The organism is Ammoniphilus sp. YIM 78166 (assembly GCF_004522215.1).
GTDB lineage: Bacteria > Bacillota > Bacilli > Aneurinibacillales > RAOX-1 > YIM-78166.
Window position 1 is genome coordinate 1 of the sequence record NZ_SDLR01000054.1, and the last position, 378, is coordinate 378.

The 378-nt window shown below is 42.9% G+C and carries 1 other RNA gene; it reads right to left on the bottom strand.

From position 1 onward, the window contains the following. Positions 1 to 16: 16 nt before the first annotated feature. Positions 17 to 378: RNase P RNA component class B (gene rnpB, locus EIZ58_RS32860), an RNA gene on the bottom strand; the annotation flags it as partial.

Here is a 378-nt window from a genome sequence, read left to right on the forward strand (position 1 = left end):
CTCTGCCTGTGTGAATTTCTATAAGCCACGTTTTGTTCCAGTGATTCTTGGCAAAATCACTATTAGTAGTCATCTATCTTTATTGCTAATGCAATAACCCGATCTTTAGTTCATTTCCTTAGATCGAAACTCCCCCACCAAATTTGGGTTTCACGCTCGCAGGGTTTACCTCGTTCCACCAAAATCATTTCTGATTTTGCTACGTCACTGTGGCACTTTCAGGATAGTAATGCATGTCCAAAGATTTAGCACTTTTTCCGCCGTAAAAGTTAAATAACTTTCCTCCAGCTTATTGAGCTGAATACGATCACTACAAGCATCGCAGCTTGTGCGTGCGTGGACTTTCCTCAGCTAGCAAAAGCTAGCCGCGCCTACTCG